At 51.1% G+C, this 15231-nt stretch carries 18 protein-coding genes and 1 rRNA gene; 16 read left to right on the top strand and 3 right to left on the bottom strand.

The window, feature by feature from the left end; translation table 11 throughout:
* Positions 1 to 108, top strand: a 5S ribosomal RNA gene (gene rrf, locus D3P09_RS26575); the annotation flags it as partial.
* 160 nt (positions 109 to 268) lie between these two features.
* Here the strand turns inward: rrf and D3P09_RS27460 are convergent.
* Together D3P09_RS27460 and D3P09_RS26570 are read right to left on the bottom strand one after the other, a co-directional pair.
* Positions 269 to 469 (bottom strand): hypothetical protein, encoded by a 201-nt coding sequence (locus D3P09_RS27460; protein ID WP_133305066.1) that lies wholly within the window; start codon positions 467 to 469, stop codon positions 269 to 271.
* A 258-nt stretch (positions 470 to 727) separates the two neighbouring features.
* On the bottom strand, positions 728 to 1258 hold the full coding sequence (locus tag D3P09_RS26570; RefSeq protein WP_120114461.1) for a transposase: 531 nt from the start codon (positions 1256 to 1258) through the stop codon (positions 728 to 730).
* 225 nt (positions 1259 to 1483) lie between these two features.
* Between D3P09_RS26570 and D3P09_RS26565 the strand changes: the two genes are divergently transcribed.
* The 10 genes from D3P09_RS26565 (at position 1484) to rsmI (ending at position 9187) form a co-directional block, all read left to right on the top strand.
* A complete protein-coding gene (locus D3P09_RS26565; RefSeq protein WP_120114470.1) occupies positions 1484 to 1675 on the top strand; it encodes a sigma factor G inhibitor Gin in 192 nt (63 codons plus the stop codon).
* A gap of 137 nt (positions 1676 to 1812) precedes the next feature.
* Positions 1813 to 3321, top strand: coding sequence for an aminotransferase class I/II-fold pyridoxal phosphate-dependent enzyme (locus tag D3P09_RS26560; protein ID WP_243644540.1), 1509 nt, complete (start codon positions 1813 to 1815; stop codon positions 3319 to 3321).
* Positions 3322 to 3430: 109 nt separating this feature from the next.
* Positions 3431 to 4066 carry a dTMP kinase gene (gene tmk / locus D3P09_RS26555; RefSeq protein WP_243644539.1) on the top strand — a complete coding sequence of 212 codons (636 nt, stop codon included), beginning with the start codon at positions 3431 to 3433 and terminating at the stop codon, positions 4064 to 4066.
* Between the two features lie 81 nt (positions 4067 to 4147).
* Entirely contained in the window at positions 4148 to 4477 is a 330-nt protein-coding gene (locus tag D3P09_RS26550) for a cyclic-di-AMP receptor (protein ID WP_119803331.1), read from the top strand.
* A 15-nt stretch (positions 4478 to 4492) separates the two neighbouring features.
* Positions 4493 to 4936, top strand: a complete 444-nt coding sequence (locus tag D3P09_RS26545; protein WP_120114459.1) for a YaaR family protein — start codon at positions 4493 to 4495, stop codon at positions 4934 to 4936.
* A gap of 35 nt (positions 4937 to 4971) precedes the next feature.
* The gene (gene holB / locus D3P09_RS26540; RefSeq protein ID WP_120114458.1) at positions 4972 to 5949 is read left to right on the top strand and encodes a DNA polymerase III subunit delta'; all 978 of its coding nucleotides are present in this window, start codon (positions 4972 to 4974) and stop codon (positions 5947 to 5949) included.
* 3 nt (positions 5950 to 5952) lie between these two features.
* Positions 5953 to 6756 carry a PSP1 domain-containing protein gene (locus D3P09_RS26535; protein WP_120114457.1) on the top strand — a complete coding sequence of 268 codons (804 nt, stop codon included), beginning with the start codon at positions 5953 to 5955 and terminating at the stop codon, positions 6754 to 6756.
* Positions 6757 to 6821: 65 nt separating this feature from the next.
* Positions 6822 to 7223, top strand: a complete 402-nt coding sequence (locus D3P09_RS26530; RefSeq protein WP_120114456.1) for an initiation-control protein YabA — start codon at positions 6822 to 6824, stop codon at positions 7221 to 7223.
* Between the two features lie 345 nt (positions 7224 to 7568).
* Positions 7569 to 8300, top strand: a complete 732-nt coding sequence (locus D3P09_RS26525; RefSeq protein ID WP_120114455.1) for a tRNA1(Val) (adenine(37)-N6)-methyltransferase — start codon at positions 7569 to 7571, stop codon at positions 8298 to 8300.
* Positions 8297 to 9187: a 16S rRNA (cytidine(1402)-2'-O)-methyltransferase gene (gene rsmI / locus D3P09_RS26520; protein WP_120114454.1), complete on the top strand. Its 891-nt coding sequence runs from the start codon at positions 8297 to 8299 to the stop codon at positions 9185 to 9187. Before D3P09_RS26525 ends, rsmI begins: the two co-directional genes overlap by 4 nt.
* A 138-nt stretch (positions 9188 to 9325) precedes the next feature.
* Here the strand turns inward: rsmI and D3P09_RS26515 are convergent, their stop codons facing one another.
* Positions 9326 to 9580 carry an AbrB/MazE/SpoVT family DNA-binding domain-containing protein gene (locus D3P09_RS26515; RefSeq protein WP_028609554.1) on the bottom strand — a complete coding sequence of 85 codons (255 nt, stop codon included), beginning with the start codon at positions 9578 to 9580 and terminating at the stop codon, positions 9326 to 9328.
* 268 nt (positions 9581 to 9848) lie between these two features.
* Between D3P09_RS26515 and D3P09_RS26510 the strand changes: the two genes are divergently transcribed.
* The 5 genes from D3P09_RS26510 (at position 9849) to rsmA (ending at position 15200) form a co-directional block, all read left to right on the top strand.
* Positions 9849 to 11147, top strand: coding sequence for an HD domain-containing protein (locus D3P09_RS26510; protein ID WP_120114453.1), 1299 nt, complete (start codon positions 9849 to 9851; stop codon positions 11145 to 11147).
* 48 nt (positions 11148 to 11195) lie between these two features.
* Positions 11196 to 11963, top strand: a complete 768-nt coding sequence (locus tag D3P09_RS26505) for a TatD family hydrolase (protein WP_120114468.1) — start codon at positions 11196 to 11198, stop codon at positions 11961 to 11963.
* 451 nt (positions 11964 to 12414) lie between these two features.
* The gene (locus tag D3P09_RS26500) at positions 12415 to 13566 is read left to right on the top strand and encodes a 3D domain-containing protein (protein WP_120114452.1); all 1152 of its coding nucleotides are present in this window, start codon (positions 12415 to 12417) and stop codon (positions 13564 to 13566) included.
* Between the two features lie 153 nt (positions 13567 to 13719).
* On the top strand, positions 13720 to 14271 hold the full coding sequence (gene rnmV, locus D3P09_RS26495) for a ribonuclease M5 (protein ID WP_120114467.1): 552 nt from the start codon (positions 13720 to 13722) through the stop codon (positions 14269 to 14271).
* Between the two features lie 2 nt (positions 14272 to 14273).
* Positions 14274 to 15200, top strand: a complete 927-nt coding sequence (gene rsmA / locus D3P09_RS26490; protein ID WP_120114451.1) for a 16S rRNA (adenine(1518)-N(6)/adenine(1519)-N(6))-dimethyltransferase RsmA — start codon at positions 14274 to 14276, stop codon at positions 15198 to 15200.
* The last annotated feature ends 31 nt before the right edge of the window (positions 15201 to 15231 follow it).

The following is a 15231-nucleotide window of genomic DNA, read 5'->3' as shown; positions in this document are numbered from 1 at the left end:
GACGGCGAAGGGGAACCACGCGTTCCCATACCGAACACGACCGTTAAGCCCTTCAGCGCCGATGGTACTTGGACCGCAGGGTCCTGGGAGAGTAGGACGTCGCCAAGCACAGATAACCTACCGCATTCACTTGCGGTAGGTTTTTGTTGTTCGTACGAGGCTATGCCTGTACGAAACGCTTGGCGACGTTCCTCTCCCGGTCTGGGAGAGTGTCCGAACCTTTTCATCGAAGCAACTCGGTGATGTGGGCCCGGCCTTAGCGGTAGGTTCAGACGCCGACCGTGAAGTCACCCTTCGAAGCCGATTCATCCGGTGCGGAATGGACGTCGCCAAGCACAAAATGGCCTGCCGCAGAATGATGCGGCAGGTTTTTTGTGCGTTCGGGGTCATGGGGATGGCGCAGCCCTTCACCCCCATGACCCCGGCGACGTTCCTCTCCCGGTCTGGGAGAGTGTCTGAACCTTTTCATCGAAGCAACTCGGAGATGTGGGCCCGGCCTTAGCGGTAGGTTCAGACGCCGACCGTGATGCGAGAGCTTCGAAGCCGATTCATCCGGTGCGGAATGGACGTCGCCAAGCACAGCAGCCTACCAGAATGGACAGGTAGGCTGATTATTTTTAAGGACAAAAACTAAAGTCAAAAACTAAAGTCAAAATACCATCCTCCACGGGAGAATGTTGAGGGGCCCTGTTGTTGGTTTGCAACAGGGCTATAATTATAGACATGATTAGCGGTGGTAGTAGGATGCTTCTTTCCATTGAAGACGCAGGACGCCGTCTTTGCGTTGTTTGCGGAAAGCGAAGGATAACATCAGACGGGGGATGATGAGCCAGATATGCCATGATATAAGGCTGATCATAATGGATGGCGGTGTCCATGGGTAGAGAAGAGCGATAATGCATAGGCCAAGCCAGAATAGATGACGATGAACGCGCCTGAAGATCAGGAGCGAGATATCATTGGCCGGTTTGAATCCGATCCATGGCGGGGTGATGCGCCATGTCCATTGACGCTCCGCTGCTTCAGTGACAGAGATAAAGGTTAGAACGATAATAAGGAGATGGAGCACTTGAATAGCTGCAAAGCCAAATAGCCAGGCGAATAATCCATGAATGCCGTAATTGAGCATTTGAACGCCCAGAAAGATCGCGGCTATAATGAGATGGCTCAGGATGAGCTCTGACTTGACGATTACTCTTTTGATCAATTGATATTGATAGATCGTGGCGTTCATTTGATCCGCTAACGATTGTTTCATGCAGGACATCCTTCCGTAATCTTGCTAAAACTTTATTACATATATCGGCAAACGCAGATGCTTCGTGAAGTTCAACTTTTTGCGCCCGTTGTCAATCACCATTCGCCCAGTTCGCGCATAAGATATATAAATATTTGAAATAAGTTATGAAACAAGTATATTTCGATAGAATTCGTGGCATAATAATAGGAACAGAGTTAACGGAATGAGAAAGCGGGGATGATTATGGATCAAACCACTATTCATCAATGCACGATTTGCGGCAAGCCGAAGCTCGAAGGAGAAGGGATCCGCATTGTACTCGGCTTCATCTGCGCCGATTGCGAGACCGAGATGGTCCATACGGATGTGAAGGATGCCAAATATCCATTCTTTATTCATCAGATGAAACAATTATTTGTGGAAAAAAACGCTTGAGACAGCCCTGGTAACAGAGGCTGTTTTTTTGTATCCGCGGATAAAGACGATAGGCTGCATCTCTTATTTACGTCTGGGACAGGACTACTTACAATAGGTGTAGGACTAAATGGATTGGAACGGAAGGATGAACCAACATGATGGGTAAACTAAAAGCTCCGCTTCTTGAAGCGTTATTGAAGCATGCGGAGAACAAGCCCGCGAGCTTTCATGTGCCTGGACACCATAACGGCGCCGCCCTTGTTCACACACTCAGAGAATCCCATATAGAGGATGCAGCACAATTAGAAAAGCAACTATCAGCTGTCATGCGTCTTGATGTGACAGAGCTGTCTTCCACCGATGATCTTCATCATCCGGAAGGGGCTATCCTCGAAGCGCAGCAGTTAGCTGCACAATGCTATGGAGCCGAGGAAACTTGTCTCCTGGTTGGCGGCAGCACGTCCGGTAATTTGGCAATGATTCTCGCGGTATGTAATCCTGGCGATATCATCATCGTACAGCGTAATGTCCATAAGTCGGTTATTAACGGATTGAAGCTTGCAGGCGCTCAGGCTGTATTTTTGACCCCGCGCCTGGAATCAAATACAGGGCTCTCCATGGTCCCGTCCATTGAACAGGTTAAGCAGGCGCTGTATCAATTCCCGCAGGCCAAAGCCGTATTCCTCACGAACCCGAATTATTATGGAATGGGCATGAAGCTTGATACATATGCGAAAGCTTGTCATGAGCAGGGGAAACCGCTTCTTATCGACGAAGCTCATGGGGCTCATTACGGGATGCATCCTGATCTGCCGACTTCAGCCATTCGGGCAGGAGCAGACGGCGTAGTCCAATCGACGCATAAGACTTTGCCGGCGTTAACGATGGGAGCCATGCTGCATATGCAGGGGCAGCTGCTGGATCGTCGCAGGATAAAAGAAGCGCTGGCCATGGTGCAAAGCTCCAGTCCTTCCTTTCCGATCATGGCTTCGCTCGATATTTCCCGCGCAATAGTCGATCGTCTTGGCGATAGGCTGTTCCATTCCGCTATCGAAGCGGTACATTCCTTCCGAATGTGGGTAAAAGAAACTAATACGATGTTCGCAACAGCAGAGCCTGAGTTGTTCCCGGGTCAGCAGCAGGATCCGCTGAGACTCATCTTAACCGTTCCTGGTGGACAGCTGACAGGATTCGAGCTGCATCGGGAGCTGGAGAAGCGCGGCTGCTGGGCAGAGATGTCGGATCCGCTGTATACGGTGATGGTCATAGGGCCACATGTTGCCGCTGATGAAGCCATAACTCGGTTGCAGGATGCTTTGAGGGACATTCATGAATCCTTCGTAGCTGAGCCAAGTCGCGAGGCGCTTTATCAGAAGCAGTCTGTGTCCGATGACTTAAGCGAAGGGATCAGCGAGCCGGTCTCTTTTGCAAGAACAAAGGATCGTCCAAGCAAGCGGGTTCCATTGCAAGAAGCCCTGCATCAACCATCTGCAGAGATGATCATACCTTATCCTCCGGGGATACCGATTCTCTATCCGGGCGAACGATTTACCGAGATGCATCTTAAGGATATTCGGCGATTATCGGATACGGGGGCCAGGTTTCAGGGGGCCGAGGATGGCACTATGGCTACGGTCGCTATATTAATAGAAGAGAAATGTTGAACTGGCTCGAAATACGGGCGATATCCCTTTAAATTTCATTGTAGTAGCAGTACCGCTTTGTTACAATGAAAGGACAAAGACGTTACTTACAGTAAGGGGAAACCGAGGATTGAGCAGGGGAATGTTCATTACGATAGAAGGCGGAGAGGGCGCAGGCAAAAGCTCACTCATTGGGCAGCTTGCGAATACAATGCAGGATAAGGGCTATCGTGTCGTTGTGACGAGAGAGCCCGGGGGGATACCGATCGCGGAGAAGATCCGCACCGTGATACTGGACCCTGAGCATACGACAATGGATGCGAGAACGGAGGCGCTGCTGTATGCTGCTTCCCGCAGACAGCATCTCGTGGAGAAGGTCATTCCGGCCCTGGAGGCAGGAGAGATCGTAATCTGCGACCGATTCGTCGACAGCAGCCTTGCTTATCAAGGCCATGCAAGGGGACTCGGTATTGAAGAAGTATGGCAAATCAATCAATTCGCCATCGCCGGCACGATGCCCGATCTGACGATCTATATGGATGTCTCGCCGGAGGTAGGGCTGTCGCGAATTGCGAGCAACCCGGACCGCGAGATTAACCGTCTTGATCTGGAGAGGCAATCGTTCCACGAACGGGTGCGGGAGGGTTATCACTTGTTGATCGACCGCTTCCCGGATCGCATACGCCGGGTAGATGCCGAGGAAACGCCGGATCGGGTGCTGCAAGCGGTTGTCGCTATTGTCGAACAACGCTTGAGTGGGATATAGCTTGCTTCGCGCCACGAGCACAGAGGAAGACTAAGTCATTTATTGTTTACCTATCTCTAATGAAGCCAAGGGGGAATGAAGATGAAATTAGTCATTGCGGTTATTCAAGACAAGGATAGCAACAAACTGTCTAATGCGCTTGTTCGGGAAGGGTTCAGAGCGACCAAGCTGGCCAGTACGGGCGGGTTCTTGCGTGCAGGCAATACCACGTTTATGATCGGCATTGAAGATGAGCGGGTGCATGAAGTGCTGCAAGTGATCAGCTCGAATTGCAAGGTGCGCGATCAATTGGTTACGCCGGTATCCCCAATGGGCGGATCGACGGATTCCTACATTCCGTTCCCTGTTGAAGTACAGGTCGGCGGAGCTGCGGTATTCGTAATGCCGGTAGAACGCTTCGAACACTTCTGATTGGGTGTGACATAGATGAGAGTAGACCAAAGCTGGCGCCCGGTCGGGCAGAACCGGGCAAGCGCCGATTCTTCCATGAAGCCGGTGCAACCCACAAGCTTCGCAGATGTGATGGTACAGCAGGATGCGCAGCGGACGCAGGAGCAGCTGAACCAGAAGCTGCAGGATATTCACCGGCAGGGCGATCGCCTCGCGAAGAATATGACCGTACGGGAGCTGATGCTTTATCGCCAAATGGTGAAGCAGTTCCTGGAGGATACAATCAGGCGCGGTGTTGGACTGAAGGAAGTGAGAGGCTTCGACCGCCGCGGGCGCGTGAAGCGATACAAGCTTCTGGATGAGATCGATGCTACGCTTGTAACGATGGCGGAGGACTTGCTCGACAGCGAGGAAGGCAGAATCGAGCTGTTGAACAAGATAGGCGAGATACGGGGGATTCTGATCAATCTCATGTTCTAGCCTTGCGACGCCAGGAAAGGTAAGGAACGATAGTGATGAGTTTGGAGCATGCCGACGTACAATGGAAGGCGCAGCGCATTCTGAAGCACGCCCTCCAAAGCGATAAAATTTCACATGCCTATCTATTCAGCGGGCCCTCCGGAACGGGAAGAATGGAGATGGCCCGGCAATTTGCCAAAGCGCTGTTCTGCAGCGCGGATGGCTGGGATGCTTGCGGCGAATGTCTGGAATGCCGGAAATTCGACCATGGCAACCAAAGCGATCTGATTATGATGGCCCCGGACGGGCAGAGCATCAAGATTGACCAGATCCGTGAATTGCAACGTTCGCTGTCCTATCGCAGCACGCAGACAGGACGCGTTGTCTACATTATTGAAGCGGCGGAGAAGATGACCATACAAGCGGCGAACAGCCTGCTGAAGTTTCTAGAGGAGCCGGTATCTCCGATCGTTGCGATTTTAATTACGGATAACGGACAAGCCGTGCTGCCGACTATTCGGTCGCGGACACAGTGGGTGCCTTTCCTCCCAATGCCGGCAGAGGCGATGCTGGAGCGCTTGACGGCTGAAGGGGCCTCGCCGCTGTTGGCCCGAGCCGCAGTCCAGTTGTCCTCCGGACTGGACGGCGCTAGACAAATTCTCCAGCAGAATGGGTTTGCAGAAATCAGAAACCTAGTGATACAATTAGGCAAGGAGAGTACGTCCCGATTCACCGCGGCGATGATCACTGCCCAGCAGCAGCTTTTTAAAACAGACTTAGCGAATCATATGGATCAGCTGCTTTCATTATTGACACTATGGTTTAAAGATTTGACACAGTTCCAGGCCGGAAGGCAGGACAAGCTTGTTTTCATAGATCAGTTGGAATGGATAAGCAGCAATGCTTATAATCGCTCCTTCGCAGGTTGGGTAAGCTGTATGGAGCATGTCCTGGAAGCAGGCAAGCGCATGCGGGCGAATGTATCGCCACAACTGGCGTTTGAGCAACTATTGGTAAATTTACAGGAGGGCTAATCCTTGTATAATGTCATCGGTGTCCGCTTCAAGAAGGCGGGCAAGATCTATTACTTTGACCCGGTCGAGCACCCCGTGGATAAGGAACAGCATGTGATTGTTGAGACCGCCCGCGGAATCGAATACGGTAAAGTGGTGGTGGGACAGAAGCAAGTCGGTGAATCGGATGTTGTTCTCCCTCTCAAGAAGGTCATACGAATTGCAAGCGATGTTGATGCGCAGGTTGTGGAAGAGAACCGTGCAGCGGCTAAGAATGCATTTGCAACCTGTCTTGATAAAATCAAGAGCCATCAGCTTCGCATGAAGCTGGTTGATGTCGAATTTACGTTCGACCGCAATAAAATTATTTTTTACTTTACGGCCGAAGGCCGTGTCGACTTCCGGGAGCTCGTTAAGGATCTGGCCAGTGTATTCCGGACCAGAATCGAGCTTCGCCAGATCGGCGTACGGGATGAAGCGAAGATGCTTGGCGGCATCGGGCCTTGCGGACGTGTCCTCTGCTGTTCCTCATGGCTCGGCGATTTCGAGCCGGTCTCCATCAAGATGGCCAAAGACCAGAATCTTTCGCTTAATCCTACGAAAATATCGGGCCTGTGCGGACGTCTGATGTGCTGTTTGAAGTATGAGCATGACAATTATGAGAGCGTGCGCGAAGAATTGCCTGCCGTGGGCAAGATCGTCGTTACTTCGTATGGTGAGGGCAAAGTGACAGGAATCAACGCCGGCACGAAGAGCGTGTATGTACAACTGTTCGATGTGCCAGGCAAGCCAAAAGAGTTGCCGTTCGACGACGTCGTTGTGAAGTAAGCAAGCGGCAGAAGTCATTCTGATAGGTGAGGTAACGCTCACGCTTGAAGTTCTGGGGTGGGAACTTGGAGAAGAGAGATATTTTTGTTCAAATGGACGAATTGGATAATCGAATGGGAGTATTCCATGCCGAGCTCAGCGCCCTTAAGCTAAGGGTGAAGGAGCTGCTGGAGGAGAACAAACGTCTTAGCCTTGAGAATCATCAGCTGCGGCAGGTATTCAAGAGGGAGACGGCCTCCGAACGCGAAGCGGTGGGAGTCGCCGTACAGAGCGAGAGCAGTACGGCAGATGCGGAGCTGTCGCTGAATCATGAGGCTGGCCTTGAAGAGGGCAGCGTTGCGGTAGGCGAGGGCCATGATAATCTCACGCGGCTATACCATGAAGGATTCCATATTTGCAACGTATATTACGGACATCTGCGAACGGAGGGCGACTGCTTGTTCTGCCTCTCCTTCTTGAATAAGTAAAGTGGAATCCGTATCGACAGGCCGTCCTTACCGCTGAGGACGGTCTTTTTTCTAAAAATTTTTAGGGTAAGAAACAGTCAAAAAGTGTAAGTTCAAAAAGTCCGGTTTTCAGCATATGAGCTTATGCTTCCGATGATGCGTTTTTTTAAAAACGCTGCAGAAGATTGAATAAAGCTAGGAAATGAGGAGCGGAGCGTAGTGGAAGCTACGTGAGCACCGGAAGTTCCGGCTGAATTCAATATTCGATGTCGAAGTGGCTTCCTGATATGCTTCGTGATCAAAAGCGGACTTTTTGAATAACCCCTAAAAATGGAAAAAATGAACGAAGGATATAAAGGAGAGACCATGAACGTGTCTGAACAACCAACTATACCGCTTGCCGAGGGCGAAAGAATCGATGATTTGCTGACGGGTACGGGGCTGAGAATCATTCAGAGCCGCGAGGTATTCAGCTTCTCGCTCGATGCGGTGCTCTTGTCCCGCTTTGCTAATATTCCGAAGCATGGCCGAATTGCCGATCTCTGCTCAGGCAACGGCGTAATTCCGATTCTGCTCTCCTCGCGCACGAAGGCTTCTATCGATGCGATCGAGATTCAGACGAGATTGGCTGACATGGCCCGCAGAAGTGTCGCCATGAATGGGCTGGAGGAGCAGATTACCGTATTGGAGCAGGATTTACGGACCTATCCCAAGATTGCGGGGAACGGCGCCTATGATGCTATAACGGTGAATCCTCCCTATATGCCGGTAACCGCAGGCGACAAGAACGAGAATGAGCATTATGCCATCGCCCGCCATGAGATTCATTGCACAATGGAGGACTTGGCACAGGCTTGCTGCAGGCTGCTGCGTCCGGGCGGCAAGCTGTCGATGGTGCATCGGCCGTCCAGGCTGCTCGATATTGTAGAGTCGCTTAGACGCTGGAAGCTGGAGCCGAAGCGAATCCAGTTCGTGCATCCCCATGCGGGAGCGGAAGCGAATATGGTGTTAATAGAGGCCATGCGTGACGGAAAGCCGGATATTAAGCTGCTGCCGCCTATTATGGTATACAACGATGAAGGAGTACAGATCGTATGAGGAGACAGCGAAGCTATTCGGTGCAAGACGGCGATGGCATGAATGGAGAAGCGGGAACGCTTTATTTGGTAGGAACGCCGATCGGCAACCTGGAGGATATGACCATGCGCGCGATTCGCATTCTGAAGGAAGTGGATTTGATTGCTGCGGAGGATACGAGACAATCCCGCAAGCTGCTTACCCACTTCGACATCCATACCCGCCTGGTCAGCTATCATGAGCATAATAAGAACGCAAGCGGCCCTGAATTGATACGGCTGCTGGCAGAAGGACAATCGATTGCCCTAGTAAGCGATGCCGGCTTGCCTGCCATATCTGATCCGGGGGCCGATCTTGTGGCGGAAGCGACAGAGCAGGGCATTACGGTCGTTCCGGTACCGGGGGCGAATGCGGCATTGTCGGCCTTGATTATGTCGGGCTTGCCGACGGACCGATTCCTGTTCGCGGGATTCCCGCCGAGAGAGAAGAAGTCGCTTGGGAAGTGGCTGAAGGAATTGTCGGGTCAAGCGGCGACGCTCATTATGTATGAATCGCCCCATCGTCTGACGAAGACGCTGGACGCTATGCTTGAGCATCTGGGCGATCGCAGAGCGGCTGTCATCCGGGAATTGACCAAGCGGCATGAGGAAGCGGTGAGAGGATCGTTATCGGAATGTCTGGACTGGTTCAACCATAACGGCCCGCTGGGAGAGTTCTGTATCGTCGTAGAAGGCGCAGGAGCGGAAGCGGCCCAATCAGCTCATGAGGAGACATGGTGGTCCGAGCTGGACGTCGCTGCACATGTCGCTCACTACGAGACGATGATGGATCGTAAAGAAGCGATAAAAAAGACGGCTATTGATCGGGGAGTGCCTAAGCGGGATATCTATAATGAAGTAAACCGGTAGTATACAGGGGAAGGTTCTATAGAAATGGCCGGACAAAAAAAGGACCTTCCTGGCCGGGTTCTAGCGCAGGAAGGCAACAAGGAGTATAAAAAGGTTAGAATTAACAAGTAGGTATAAATTGATTATAACCGATTTTTTTTATTTTGTCACAGGAGTAGGCATTTCTGATAAACAAATATGGCAAACAATTTTTCCTTTGAAGTAGGAAACGTTCTCTGCATTGCCGCAGAAGATACAAGCAGGCTCATATTTCTTCAGCATGATGCGCTCTCCGTCTACATAGATCTCAAGAGCGTCCTTCTCGCCAATACCCAGCGTACGGCGCAACTCAATTGGAATTACCACGCGGCCAAGCTCATCCACTTTACGTACGATACCTGTAGATTTCATCATTATCTATCAATCCTCTCACAAAATGTATTTTCGTCATCATTCGACAATGTTTGTAGATTCTATGTTACTATAATACCAACTCTTCCCAAAACAGTCAACCTAGAATCTTCTGCCAGATCGCTGTAGCCACAAGCGATCTCGGGATATCGTCGGATAATTGCTATGTAATAGAATACAACAGCTTCGACATTTTGGAAACTATTTTACGACACTATTCGACAAAGGATTTGCGTTTTGTGTCGAAACTATGAACAAAGGAGATGAGAAGATGAGAGAGCCTTTAACGGAAGAAAAAGTATTCAAGGATCCCGTTCACGATTATGTATACGTTCGTGATCAGACCATATGGGATCTGATCAATACCAAGGAATTTCAGCGGCTGCGCCGAATCCGGCAGCTCGGCACCACCTATCTGACATTCCATGGAGCGGAGCACAGCCGCTTCTCCCATTCGCTGGGCGTCTACGAAATTACGCGGCGTATCATATCGCAGTTCGAGCGCAGCGGCTATCCGGATTGGCCGGCTGAAGAGAGGCTGGTCTCGCTATGTGCCGCATTGCTTCATGATGTGGGCCATGGTCCCTTCTCACATTCCTTGGAAGAAATTTTCGATACGGACCATGAAGTATGGACCTGCAATATTCTGCAGGGCAATACAGATATTAATAAAGTGCTTAGACAAGTGTCCGAGGACTTCCCGGATAAAGTGGCCGCTGTTATACAGAAGAAATATCCGAAGCCGATTGTCGTCAGCTTGATCTCTAGCCAGATGGACGCGGATCGGATGGATTATTTGCTCAGAGATGCTTATTTCACCGGCGTCAATTACGGCACATTCGATCTGGAGCGCATACTAAGGGTGCTCAGGCCGTATCAGGGCAAGATCGTGGTGAAGGAAAGCGGCATGCACGCTGTGGAGCATTACCTGATGTCCCGGTATCAGATGTACTGGCAAATTTACTTCCATCCCGTCACGCGCAGCTCGGAGATTATATTGAGGCAAATTTTCCGGCGAGCCAAGGAGTTGAACGAACAGGGCTACACATTCCGCTGGATGGCAGCTCCGCTTCAGCAGCTTCTGAACAATTCACTTTCATTAGAAGATTATGTAAAGCTGGACGAACCGCTTGCCCAGACGGCATTCGCCGAATGGGCAGAGGAATCCGATGAGCTGCTCAGCGATCTATGCCGCCGCTTCATGAACAGGCAGTTATATAAGTATGTAACCATTGATAACCCGGATGAATCACTTCTATTAGAAGTAGCGGATGCATTGTCGTCCATCGGTCTGAACCCGGATTACCATATGGAGATCGACTACCCGTTCGACCTTCCTTATGATGTGTACAGGCCGGATCAGAACAACGGAGAAAAGCGTGAAAAAGCGCCGATTTTGTTGCTCGACAACGAGGAGCGAATTAGCGAGATTTCCATGAAATCCGACATCGTTCGTTCCATTACAGGGCTGCACCAGGGGCAGTATCATTTGTATTTTCCAGAAGAGCCGCTGCGGGAAAATATAGAGCGACTGCCTGAGCGGATGGTGAAATTGTTCAAGCTTGATTAATGAAGGAATAATTGAACTACAGGAGTGAATGACAGAATGACTTTACCGATTCTTTTTGACACGCATACCCATCTTGATTCTTACAAATTCGACGAAGATCGTGAGGCGGTTATCGCACGAGCGCGCGCCGCAGGTGTCGAGCTGATGGTTAATATCGGCTTTGACCGCGAGACAATTCCAACGACGATGGAGCTGGCGGAGAAGTATGATTTCATCTATGCGGCTGTCGGCTGGCATCCCGTGGAGAGCATACATATGAAGCCGGAGGATCTGGACTGGATCGAGGAGCTTTGCAAGCATAAGAAAGTAGTCGCGATCGGCGAGATTGGACTGGATTATCACTGGGATACGTCGCCGAAGGATGTGCAGCACCGTGTATTCCGGGAGCAAATCAGGCTTGCGCGCAAGATCGGCAAGCCGATCGTCATCCATAATCGCGATGCTCATGAGGATATTATCCGAATTTTGAAGGAGGAGCGGGCCGAGGAAGTCGGAGGGGTGATGCATTGCTTCTCAGGCAGCTGGGAAACCGCCAAAATTTGTCTGGATATGAACTTTTATATCTCATTCGGAGGACCCCTCACATACAAAAATGCAAGGGTTCCCAAAGAGGTTTTGGAAAGGGTTCCAATGGACCGTTTATTGATCGAAACAGACTCCCCTTATCTTACTCCACATCCATATCGTGGCAAAAGAAATGAGTCCGCTTATGTGTCTCTTGTGGCAGAGGCGGCAGCTGAAATTAAGGGGAAAACGGTGGACGAAATTGCGCAAATCACCACCGAAAACGGTAAAAAATGTTTTGGAATCGTATGAAAGTCGGTCTAAAAGCGAGAAATAAAGACCTTTAGCGCAATAAAACTGATTTTTGTCGCTGAAATCACGTATATTTTTGAAGTTTTCCTGCTTTTTTCGTGAAAATCGCATTTTATCGCTTCTTTACAACTGGGCTCTGATGAAGGTATCATTCAAATCAGAGCTTTTCGTTTTGTATTGGATTTCCAGTCTTGCAGCCCATCATAAGCCTCATGATAACTCCTCACTCCCATCCCGCATGTGAACGCTTAGGCGCCTACCACACACATCCTTCACAAGGGCGACATCCATCCCAAGTTTGAATAAACAGTAAAACGTCGTCATAGGGATAAACAGGGAGGTGAGAGGGACTGCTTACTGGAGCGCGTGCTTGCACGCCAATATATTATAGTCGCGTCAGTTGTAACATGCGTAACACTTGGCGGCGGGGCTATGAAGGAGGACCGAAGAAGTGGGATTAATCCAGGCATCAAAGGACACCCATGGGAAACGATCATCCAGCATGACTTTCGCAATGCGATGGAAGCATGGAAACTTGCGTTTGATTATGTTGAGCGCTGTAATCTCAATCGCTATGACTTTCATGTTTTTGGTGTTGTTGTACGGAACGGCTGTCAAAAGCGTATCCGTAGTAGTGAATGGACAAGAAACCGTTGTGGAAACAAAACAATGGGTCCTGCAACGCCTACTGGATGAACAAGCTATTACAATTGGACCTCATGACGAGGTGTCTATCCCGCTTAATTCACCGATTAAGAATGGGGACCGGGTTGAAGTCAATCATGCAATTCCGGTTGTTGTAAAAGCTGATGGCAAGACATCAACGGTGTACACGACAGAGAAGACGGTACAGGCAGCGATAGAGGAACTCAATCTAACGCTACGCAATGAAGATAAAATTAGTCCGTCCCTTCACGATTCCGTGGAGGCGGAAGAGACGATAACTATAGTTCGAGTCAACACAAAAGTGTCCGAGCTCGAGAAGACCGTGCCATTCTCTATCGTGAAGAAAGAAGACCCGACGCTGGAACAAGGCAAGGAGAAGGTCGTACAGACCGGTAAGGAAGGCGTTGTGGTTGAGCAGAAGCAAGAAAAGTACGAGGATGGCGTACTGGTATCGAATCAGATTGTGAACAAGGTTGTTCAGACAGCGGCGGTGGATCAGGTGGTCGCGGTAGGCACCAAGAAGCCTGAACCGAAGGTAACCGTATTGTCGAACAACAGTCCGAGCGTGATGACCGTAACCAAAGGCGACGTAACGTTCAAGGCGAAGAAGATGCTGAAGAATGTAACGCTGACAGCCTACTCGGCTGGTGTGGCGTCGACCGGCAAGGATACGGATCATCCGGACTATGGCATTACTGCCTCCGGCACTCGCGTGAAGGAAGGCCGCACCATTGCGGTTGACCCGAAGGTTATACCAATCGGCTGGTGGGTATACATCGAGGGCATCGGCTTCCGCCGGGCGGAGGATAAAGGCAGCGCCATTAAGGGCAATAAGATCGATGTTTATTTTGACAGCAATAGCCATGCCACGAAGTTCGGCAAGAAGACGGGATATACGGTCTACATTCTTGGTCCGAACAAACCGACGGCAAGCTAACCTGCGTCAGAGCGAAGCGGGGCTGTTCCGAGGGTCATTATGACCACCGGAACAGCCCCGTTTCCTCTTGCGGCATCCATGAACTTTCTTTGCATGATTAGGGAAGGTAGGATATGCTGAAGCTAAGGGAACGAACAGGAAGGAATGGGAACGTTGATTAAGGAAGTAATCGTAGTAGAGGGCAAAAGCGATACAGCGGCCATCAAGCGTGCTGTAGATGCGGATACGATCGAGACGAACGGCTCGGCCATCGGCGAAGATGTGCTGCGGCGCATCGAGCTGGCGAACCAGCGGAGAGGCGTTATCATCTTTACGGATCCCGATCATGCCGGCGAGCGCATCCGCAAGATTGTAGCTCGCCGGGCCCCAGGCTGCAAGCATGCCTTCCTGCCGCAGGAGATGGCTTATTATAAAGGCGATATCGGAATCGAGAACGCAAGCCCTGAGGCGATTGTGAAGGCCTTGTCCGAGCTTCGGACGGAATCGCAGGCGCAAGAGGGCGAGATTGCGTGGGAGGACCTGATCGAAGCGGGGCTGATCGTCCATGAGGATGCTGCGAACCGGAGACTTATTATGGGCAAGCTGCTTGGCATCGGCTACGCCAACGGCAAGACGTTCTATAAGCGCTGTACGAGCTTCTGCATCTCGAAGGCGGAGTTCGAAGACGCGCTGCGCGAGATGGAGAAGAAACTGGAGGAATCATGAAGATGAGCATAGAGAGCGGCAGCGAACAGGCTAAGGGGCCGAAGAAGTCCGGCGGACCCGATATCGGCACGCCGAGACGTACGAAGGAAATTATCGCGAAGCATGGCTTTTCGTTCAAGAAGAGCCTTGGACAAAACTTTTTGATTGACGGCAACGTCTTAAGCAAGATTGTGGCCGCAGCAGAGCTGGACGAGCATAAGGGCGCACTGGAGATCGGCCCGGGCATCGGCTCTCTGACGCAGAAGCTCGCGGAGACAGCAGGCAAGGTAACGGCCGTCGAGATTGACCAGCGGCTTATTCCGATTCTGGCTGATGTGCTCGCCGACAGGCCGGAAGTGACGGTCGTACACGGCGATGTGCTGAAGCTGGACCTGAAGGAGCTGTTCGAGACGCAGTTCGCTGATTGCAATGGCGTCAGCGTAGTGGCGAATTTGCCTTATTACGTCACGACTCCGATTCTGATGAAGCTGCTGGAGGAGCGTCTGCCGCTTCAGCATATTGTCGTTATGATTCAGAAGGAAGTCGCCGAGCGGATGGCGGCGAAGCCGGGCGGCAAGGAGTACGGCAGCCTTAGCGTAGCAGTCCAGTATTACTGCGTGCCTCAGCTTGTATGCACCGTGCCTCATACGGTCTTCATCCCGCAGCCGAACGTCGACTCTGCGGTTATTAAGCTGACGGTAAGAGACACGCCTGCCGTAGACGTGCCTGACGAGGAATATTTCTTCCGCGTTGTACAGGCCAGCTTTGCGCAGCGCCGCAAGACGCTGGCGAATAATCTGACGGCCTTCGTCGGCAAGGAGCGCCGGGAGGAGATGACGGCTATGCTGAACCGTATCGGCATCGACCCGGGCCGCCGGGGCGAGACGCTGTCATTGGACGAATTCGCCGAGCTGTCGAGAAATCTGTATGAAGCGGGCTGGAGTCGTTAGCCTACATTTTTGATCACCATTCGGAAGTTCT

Origin of the sequence: Paenibacillus pinisoli, assembly GCF_003605435.1 — a bacterium.
Classification (GTDB): domain Bacteria; phylum Bacillota; class Bacilli; order Paenibacillales; family Paenibacillaceae; genus Pristimantibacillus; species Pristimantibacillus pinisoli.
Note: the sequence above shows the minus strand (reverse complement) of the source record. Positions and strands in the feature narration are given on the sequence as shown.